This is a genomic window from Anaerobiospirillum succiniciproducens DSM 6400 (assembly GCF_000482845.1).
Lineage (GTDB): Bacteria > Pseudomonadota > Gammaproteobacteria > Enterobacterales > Succinivibrionaceae > Anaerobiospirillum > Anaerobiospirillum succiniciproducens.
Genome location: NZ_AXWV01000101.1, coordinates 1 through 9,187, shown reverse-complemented (window position 1 = coordinate 9,187; position 9,187 = coordinate 1). Strand labels below are relative to the sequence as shown.

Below are 9,187 nucleotides of genomic sequence, written 5' to 3'. Positions count from 1 at the left end.
GCAACAATATACCGATGCCCAGATAGCTCAGTCGGTAGAGCAAAGGATTGAAAATCCTTGTGTCCCTGGTTCGATTCCAGGTCTGGGCACCATCAATTAGGCAGCTTTAAGCTGCTTTTTTTGTATCTACTCACTAGATACAACATGCCGCCACGCCCACGCCTTAAATCCTCTCATCAATTCGATCACTTCTTGCCTATATCTTTAGCCATGCTACGCAACAGCATAGCTCTCCTAGGCGCATCCACATAGCTAAAAGATACTAAGAGGGCGATTAACTTATGCAAGTGGCCATAGGCCATTGAGTATGTCTATTTAGCTCGTATGCAATGCCCTGCATTAGTTGCTTGGCAGGGCATGCGTAGAAGGGTGCTAGGAAATTTCTTTAGCCTTTAACGAGCTCTACAAACTCGTCATTGTTCACGATAAGACAATCCATATGAGCTGCAGCTGCGGCTTTAATGCCAGGAATTCCATCTTCAATTACCAGGCACTGCTCTGGAGTAAGGCCCATAAACTCCATGCACTTAAGATAGGTCTGTGGATCTGGCTTGTGCTTTTGAACGTCATCGGAGCTAACTATAAGATCAACAACATCAGTCATATTGTGTTGACGTACGCTATCTTGTGCATTGATACGCTGAGTACCGGTACCAATGCATACTTTAGCGCCACGTGCTTTAGCATCTAAGGCGATTTGATAGACCTTAGGAAAGAGCGGTACCTTTTCAAGGTTCTGACGGTAGAGTTCAATCTTGCGACGCACAAATGCATCGACATCACCAACGTCGTGACCTGCTTTTTTCATATCTAAAACGATGTTGCGTGAGGAAAAGCCACCACGTTCGTAGATAAAGTCTGCGCTGATCTCATAGCCATGTTCTCGGCAGACCTGTTGCCATGCGCCAATGTGATAAGGCATAGAATCAATTAAGGTTCCATCTAAGTCGAAGATGAATCCAGAGTACTTAGAAAAATCTACAAACATCCTGGCTCCTTGAGCACATCGAACAAACCTAGCCTAAGCAAGACAGTCTCAGGCTACTTCATAATAGCTATTTAATTATGAGTGCTGTAAACCGCTGTTACTCTATAAACCAAAGCTTAGGCTCCAAACCTTAAAATCCTAGCACAGTTAGATATTCTCAAACGCGATTTGGATCCCCATTTAGAGCCACGTTGGTCTTACATCTGTGCCCCATTGCTCTTTCAATTTGGCTCTCCATTGGTATCCCCATTTGGGGCCCATTGCTCTTCTCATTTAGATCTTCAAAGGTGGATATAGCCTTTATCTTATTTAGATGTGGTAATTGCCACATCTTATGCAGGAGGATGCGCGGCTTTTATCTTCACTTGTGCAATGTAATTGTGGCAATTAGCTATAGTTTTGCGCTGTGCACTGTCTTTATCGCGGTGAAATATGGCAAAATCTAAGCAATATTAGGGTCAATAACTAAGATGGAGCAGGGGCATGGTAAGGCAGTATATGCTTATCCATGAGCTGAGTGATTATGAGCGAGATTGTTCTTGAGTGCGATACCGTTATCATCGGAGCGGGAACAGCAGGAATTGAAGCTTATAAAGCCGCAACAGAGGCGGGAGCTAACTGTATCTTAGTGGAGTCAGGTCCATTAGGAACATCATCACGTCGTACCGGCGATACCCCTGTGTCTTTCTTAATGGAAGCTGGTAAGAAGTGTCATGCGTTAATGGAGCTCGACACTTACGGTATATCTCCTAAATCTAAGGTCGATATTTCCTTAAATACTGACCATGTGCTCAATAACTTAAGAGCCGCACGCTCTAAAGAGACAGGCGATGTGCTGTCTTTTATCTACCGTATCCCAGAGACTAACCGCCTCATTGGCAAGGCTCGTTTTGTCGATGAGCATACCATTATGGTCAATGAGAACTTCCAAGTGAGGTTCAAAAGTGCGGTCATTTCTACAGGTAGTGCTCCAGTAATTCCTTTTGAGTTATCGCGTTATGGTGCCGATAGCGGCGTGTACACCACTAACGACTTTTTTGATATGGACCATCTGCCAAATTCCATTGCGGTCTTTGGCTCTAATCGCGAAGGTTTGCAGATAGGTCAAGCTTTGTCTTATTTAGGTGTCAAGACTGTAGTCTTTGGCTCTAATCGTATTTGGGACTTAACTGATGAGTCAGTAATGCACACTACCATCGATGAGTTTAATGATCGCTTTGATCTCGTGCTAAATACTTACACTACCGCCATTGAAAAGACCTCACGTGGTTTTAGTATTTACTATCTTGACCACACGAATTATGAGAACCATCTGTCAGTTGAAACCATCCTTAGTGCTAGCATTCGTTGCCCAAAGCTTGAGGGCTTAAATATTCGCTCTTTAGGCATCAAGGTAGATCGTTTTGGCTGTATCGATATTAAGCAAAATACCTTGCAAACTTCAGTAGATCACATCTTTGCTGCAGGCGAGGTTACTGATCTTAATATGACGGTCGACTTTGCTCGTTATCAAGGTAAGCTTGCTGGTTTTAATGCCGCTAACTATCCAAATATGAGCACCGCTAAAAAGCCAATCAAGGTTAACATCATGAACACCGATCCTGAGGTGGCGATGGTGGGCATGAGCTATGAGGAAGTTGTTGCTCGCGCCAAGACCGGTCGTCATTTCATCGCAGGTGAAGTACGTGCCTCTGAGGGGATGTATCGTATTACTAAAAATGACGGTGGCATTATGCGCATTTACTGCGATGAAGAGACTAAGCAAATCCTTGGTGCCGAGATGTGTCTGCACAATGCAGGTCATATTGCCCATGAGCTTGCTATTGCCATGGCAGGTAATCTTACTATTGATGAGATCTCAAGATTGCCTCTGTTCAAGCCATCTTATGAAGAAATCATTCGCAGCGCCTGCCAGTCTGTATCACGTAACTTTATACGCAAAAATGCAGGCAGCTAAATACAGACGGCGATGCAAGTAAAGATTTGCCTGCACTAGCATAATAGCTCTGCAAGCTAAAACCTATGTCTTAATTAACCTATGCGCCAAGTGGGCATGAATCAATCTACCAAGTGGACATGAGTCAATGTGCTGAGTAGGCATGAAGCCATACAGCATGAGGTCATGCAGCAAGCTGCGGATGCAAAAGTACAGACAAGATGGTGGTAGTCATTTGGCTTTAGCTTTAGGCTATGGCTGTAGTAGAGATGCTATGGGAGCGATAGCATTGAGCACATCAACGCGATTTTATGCATGCTAAAGTACGTACAAAGCTGATAAGTACAGTACAATATGAGATTCACTGACATAGAACTTGCCCACGAAAAACAACTTAGGTAACGATGTTACTTAGCTTTCGGTGCATTGGTATTGCTGTTTAATGTTTTAACTAAAAATGCAGAGCTCAGCTATGGTTACAGATATTGTTCTTTCCTCAAACAACATGGGAAAGGCCCGTGAATTTGGTGAAATGTTAAGCCCTATGGGTATCGTGCTCCATCTTCAAAAGGAGTTCAAAATTCCAGATGCTGATGAAACTGGTAAAAGCTTCGTTGAAAACGCGCTGATTAAGGCTCGTCATGCTTCTGCTATTGCCAAGATGCCAGCCTTAGCCGATGACTCTGGTTTATGCGTAGATGCATTAGGCGGTGCTCCAGGTATTAACTCTGCTCGTTTTTGTGGTGAGCATGGTAACGACAAGGCCAATAACGATAAGTTACTTGAACTTATGAAGGATGTGCCAGTAGAACAGCGTACTGCACGCTTCTATGCGGCTTTAGCCTTTGTGATGAATGCTGATGATCCTGTACCAATTGTGGTAGGCGCAGCGTGGGAAGGTTCGATTGGCTTAAAGCCTATGGGTCAAAACGGCTTTGGTTATGATCCTCTGTTTGTGGTGACTGGTCGTAACGGTTGCACTGCAGCACAAATACCACCTCAGATTAAGCACGCCATCTCTCACCGTGCTCGTGCTGTAGCTTTATTGCTCGCTGAGATGCGTCGCAATCACTACATCAAGTAATTACTTTGTTACATAAGGCTTTAGCTAAGGTGAGCGCTCACTTTGCTAAGGTCTTAGTATCATGCATAGGCAAGCTTAAGCGCTTGCCTTTTGTATTTAGTGGCACTCCTTAATTATCTTGGCTTGAGAACTTCATATGTTTGCAACAGCAAATGAACTTTTAAACGAGCACGGCACTATGCTTTTTAATCACTTAAAGGCTGCAGTGGAGCGCTCTAACAAAATTGCTTTGCCATTAGCAATGGACTATAAGCAAAGACAGGAGTTCTTGTTCTCAAGACATGATGTTTCTTTATATGTGCACTATCCATTTTGTGTACATAAGTGCCCATACTGTGACTTTGCCTCCATCACCTCTTGCAATGATGATGAGCGCGACCGTAAATACACCGACATGCTCATTAAGGAGTTTAAGAGCAAGGTGCATCTTCTAGGCGGACGTAAGCTTATCTCGCTGTATATCGGCGGCGGTACTCCAAGCTTGTGTGAGCCTAAAGACTTTGATCGTTTACTTGAAGAGGTAGGGCCTTATTTACAAGATGGAGCGGAGATTTCTTTAGAGGCAAATCCAGGCACCATTGATCTTAAGCGTCTTTGTGATCTTAAAGCTGCTGGCTTTAATCGCATTAGCATTGGTGTACAAAGCTTTGATGAGGCTATGCTCAAGCGCCTTGGTCGTATTCATAACAAACAAGAGGCCATTGATGCGTGCAAGAATGCCATTAAGGCAGGTTTTGAAAACTACAATCTTGATTTAATGCATGGCTTGCCTAGGCAAGATGCAGCTCAATCTTTAGATGATCTTAAGATTGCTCTAGAGCTTGAGAGCACTCATCTATCTTGGTATGAGCTCACCATTGAAGAAGATACCGCCTTTGGTAAGAAGCCTCCAATCTTGCCTGATGAGGACGTGCTCTATGCAATTGAGCAAGAGGGCTTTGAGCTTTTAGATAAGGCTGGCTTTGAGCATTATGAGGTGTCAGGCTACAATCTTGGTGGCAAGTGGCGCTGCCTGCATAATCAAAACTATTGGCTCTATGGTGATTATTTAGGTATTGGTGCTGCAGCGCATCAAAAGATTACCGTGCTTAAAGATGAGTATGCTCAAGGTAAGTCACACAGTGTATTTAGTTCAGTAAGTGAGCTTAGCAAAATAGTAACTGCACTTAACTGCAATAATCTTGATTCCATTAATCCATATGAGATTAGACGATCTGCTAACTCAGAAAATTATCTTGAGTACTTTGATGCATGCGTCAAAGCAGATATGGGGCCTAACTTAGGCACTAACGAATACACGGTTGTATCTGATGAGGAAGTTCCTTTTGAGTTTATGCTCAATCGCTTAAGAATGTGCATTGAGCCTGTTAGTGCAGATGAGTATTTACTGCATACTGGGCAGTCTTTAACTACGCTTAGACCACAGCTTGAATCTATGGCTAAAAAGGGACTGATTAAGCTTGAATCTGACTTAAGTTTTGCCTTAACTGATGAGGGCAAAATCATGGTCAATGAAGCTATTGCAGAATTTCTCTAAAAGTTTTTGCCTAAAGTAGCGCAAAAGCGGTGTGCGAGCGTGTTTTGGTGCTATGCTAAGAACTATCTCATTAGTGCTTGAGTGCGCTTGCATAACCAAGCACAGCCACTGTACTTTCATGTGCTAAAAAGCCTTAGGTAGCAAGTTTATATTCTTAGTGTTTATCAGAGCATTAGTGCTTAACTTGACTTTATTCTAGTGAGCTTTTTGTTGCATATTTAGGTATCTACGATTGATCATGTGGTATGTTAGCTTAATAGGCTCTACTACACCAAGATACTGATTGGTGTGATGGTTTGAAGCAAAAACACGGTTTGACGACTGCATTTTCTGCTTTGCGAATTGAGGATAATCTTATGGCAAAAAACTACGGTAAAAGCGAGCTGCAAACTGCAGCAGCTGCAATTGCTCATGAAGTGAAGCGCCCGCAGGCAGTTCAAGTGTTTTCTGAGCTTTTAAACTTTGATCGTGCACCAAAGGGCGATATCAAGACAGATTTCAAAACTGCGCTTTACGTGTGCGCTGCGACTAAGCATGGCCGTATTGAAGATTTTGTCTCTAACGGCAACCTTATCATGCTTGGCTTCTCGCTCTCTTCTGTAGGCTTTGAAGGCCCAACTCAGGATTTCACCGTTCAAGACTACATCGATACCTTACAAGAGCTCATTGATGAGGGTGCCCTTGAGTATGTAGGTGAGGGTGCAGGCTTTGTCTCATCAGGCTTTAAGCGAGTAGCTGAGGGCATGGTTAGCTGCGCTCCTTCACAACAGCCATCAAACCTCACCACTAGCGAATTACGTTTCACCGATGAGGGCGGCGTTTACCCACTCTTTAGTAAGTTTGTGGTGATTCCAGGCGATAAAGTACGTGTTGTAATCAACACTTTCTTAAACACCGCCTACGTACAATCTATTGTTACCATGCGTAAGATGCTCATTGGCGAAGCATCTGAAAACAATATGATCTACTTTAGAGAGCGTGGTATCGCTAACGCCTATCATATTGATACAACTAAAGATGGCGTGCCATTTAGTATTGGTGACTTAGTAATTACTGAGATCGTGGCACGTAAGAGCCCAAATGTCTTAATAATTCGTCCACGCGAAGTCGTGCATGGCACTGGCTCTTTACATACTTTCATCTGCAAGGCTGTGCTTGACCACAATATTCCAAGCACTTGGCCAGATACCGTTAAGCACTCTATTAAGAATATTCCTGAGGTAGTGCAAAAGAACGAGATCAAAGGTCGTGTTGACTTAAGAGATTTACCTTTAGTCACCATTGATAGTGAAGATGCTCGTGACTTTGATGATGCTGTGTACTGTAAGAAAGAGGGCGATAAGTTCCGCCTATACGTAGCTATTGCTGACGTGTCTTACTATGTACGTACCGGATCTGCTATCGATGCCGAGGCTTTAGAGCGTACTACTTCTGTCTATTTCCCATTCTATGTAATTCCAATGCTGCCTAAGGAGCTATCCAATGGCATCTGTTCTTTAAATCCAAACGTTGACCGTCTGTGTATGGTTTGCGAAATGGTGGTTGATAAGGACGGTAAGATTGGTGATTACGAGTTCTATCCAGCGGTAATGAACTCTCATGCTCGACTGACTTATACCGAGGCTCATGCCATGATCACCGAAGATCGTGCCATTGATCCAGAGCACGAGAAGTGTATTCCATGGATTAAAGATCTTTATGAGCTGTATCAGGCCTTTGATAGAGCTCGTGATAAGCGCGGTGTATTCGAGTTTGAAAGCACTGAGGTGCATTTCCTGTTCAACGAGCGTTGGAAGGTTAAGGGCATAGAGCCTGATTATCGCAATGAAGCTCATAAGCTCATCGAAGAGTGCATGATCGCTGCTAATATCTGCGCCGCTAGCTTCGTGGGTAAGTATAAGTATGAGACCTTATACCGTATCCACGAGAAACCAACTCCAGAGAAGCTCGATAAGCTTAGAACTATTCTTTCTCGCTATGGTATTGATCTGCGTCATCAGTATGAGCCAACTCCATTAGACTTTAGAGATGTCTCTAATCAAGTGATGAAGTTATCTGATGGTATTCATCAGGTGATTTCGCTGCAGCTTCTGCGTGCTATGTCTAAGGCCAAGTACTCACCAGAAAACGTGGGTCACTTTGGTTTGGCATTAGAGAACTACGCTCACTTTACCTCTCCAATTCGTCGCTATCCTGATCTGCAGATCCACCGTGTAATTAAGTACATCTTAGAAAAGCAGCAGAAGCGCGAGTGGGGCAAGATTGGTTCACAACGCTACACTCACGATGCCTTAGTTAACTTAGGTATGCGTTGTTCAGAGCGCGAGATTGCATCTTCTGATGCTGAGTATGATGTAGATAACTCACTTAAGTGCGAGTACGTAAAGAACTTCATTGGTGAAGTTGTCGACGGTACCATATCTACAGTTATGAGCAATGGTGCATTTGTTACTTTAAATGATTTCTTCATTGACGGTATGCTCTCATCTCGCAGCTTAATGAGAATCGATGCAAATACTCAGACCATCTTCGTTGATCAGAAATCTAAGTATTCTGTCGGTGATCAGATTAAGGTTCGCGTTGCTGAGGTTAACTCACTGTATCGCTTCATCACTTTAGTACCTGTTACTCAGATGCGTAAGAGTGATGCTCGTTTTGATCTTAAGGAGCAACAAGAACGTCTTAAGGCAACCGCCTCTAAGAAGCTTGAGATCAACAATGACTCTAAGGATGAACTCTTTGGTCGCCTTGGTGATATCTCTCGTGGTGTTCAAGCTAAAGAGGGTGATGGTGTAGTTCGTGAGCACATCACTTATTCACTGGCAAATAACTTAGACTTAAGCAAGTCTGTAGAGGCTATCTTAGGTGAGGACACTCATCTTTTAGATGCAGCAGCTGAAGCTGCCGAAATTGCCGGTGAAGAGGAAAAGAAAGCCCGTGCTGCTAAGGCAAAAGCCGCTCCTAAGGCAACAGCTAAAGCCAAGAGCAAAACTACTAAGAGTGAAGATGACTCCACCGCTGTTATCAAGGTAAAGCGCAAGAGTAAGAGCGCTCAATCTACTGAGGTGATTGAACTCGAGTCCAAGAGTGCATCTAAGGCCAAAAAGAAAGCTAAGGATGATATCGATGAGCTCTTAGTCGATACTGCCTCTCGTATTGATGCGGATATTGCTCCAGCTCCAAAGACTGCAAAGTCTACCAAGAAGAGCACTAAGAGTACTGAGACTAAGGAAAGCACCAAGGCCACTAAGTCTACTGCTAGCAAGTCACGCTCTAATGCTAAGGCTAAAGAGGCTATCCCAGAGGCCGTCTTAGAACACGAGATCGAGGGTGAAACCAAGGTCACTGTTAAGGTTAAGACTCGCCCAAGTGCCAAGAAAGTCGACAAGGCTCTCCAGGAAATGGTTGATGCCGTCAAGCCTGAAAAGAAGCAGACAGTCTCAAAGTCATCAGTTGCTAAAGCAACAGCTAAGGTAGAAGCAGCCAAGAGCAAGGCCACAGCCTCAAAGGCCAAGGCCACCACTGCAACTAAGGCAACTACAACCAAGGCCACCGCCACTAAGGCAACTGCAGCAAAGGCCACCGCCACTAAGGCAACTGCAGCAAAGACCACCGCCACTAAGGCAAAGGCTACTACTGCAA

5 protein-coding genes and 1 tRNA gene are annotated in these 9,187 nt (G+C 43.9%); 5 read left to right on the top strand and 1 reads right to left on the bottom strand.

The features are described 5' to 3' along the window. The first annotated feature begins 16 nt into the window (after positions 1–16). Positions 17–92: transfer RNA gene (locus tag H524_RS0111175), tRNA-Phe, on the top strand. Positions 93–385: 293 nt separating this feature from the next. On the opposite strand, the gene H524_RS15595 is transcribed toward H524_RS0111175, so the two are convergent. After that, a complete protein-coding gene (locus H524_RS15595) occupies positions 386–988 on the bottom strand; it encodes an HAD family hydrolase (protein ID WP_044122161.1) in 603 nt (200 codons plus the stop codon). A gap of 523 nt (positions 989–1,511) precedes the next feature. Here H524_RS15595 and H524_RS0111160 point away from each other — a divergent pair. The 4 genes from H524_RS0111160 to H524_RS16785 form a co-directional block, all read left to right on the top strand. Then, complete coding sequence (locus tag H524_RS0111160; RefSeq protein WP_027940270.1) at positions 1,512–2,945, top strand: FAD-dependent oxidoreductase; 1,434 nt, start codon at positions 1,512–1,514, stop codon at positions 2,943–2,945. A gap of 451 nt (positions 2,946–3,396) precedes the next feature. Further along, positions 3,397–4,008, top strand: coding sequence for an RdgB/HAM1 family non-canonical purine NTP pyrophosphatase (gene rdgB / locus H524_RS0111155; protein WP_027940269.1), 612 nt, complete (start codon positions 3,397–3,399; stop codon positions 4,006–4,008). Between the two features lie 136 nt (positions 4,009–4,144). After that, positions 4,145–5,545: a radical SAM family heme chaperone HemW gene (hemW, locus tag H524_RS15590; protein WP_084281766.1), complete on the top strand. Its 1,401-nt coding sequence runs from the start codon at positions 4,145–4,147 to the stop codon at positions 5,543–5,545. 356 nt (positions 5,546–5,901) lie between these two features. Further along, a partial coding sequence (locus tag H524_RS16785; protein ID WP_052339076.1) for a ribonuclease R family protein occupies positions 5,902–9,187 on the top strand: 3,286 nt, incomplete at its 3' end.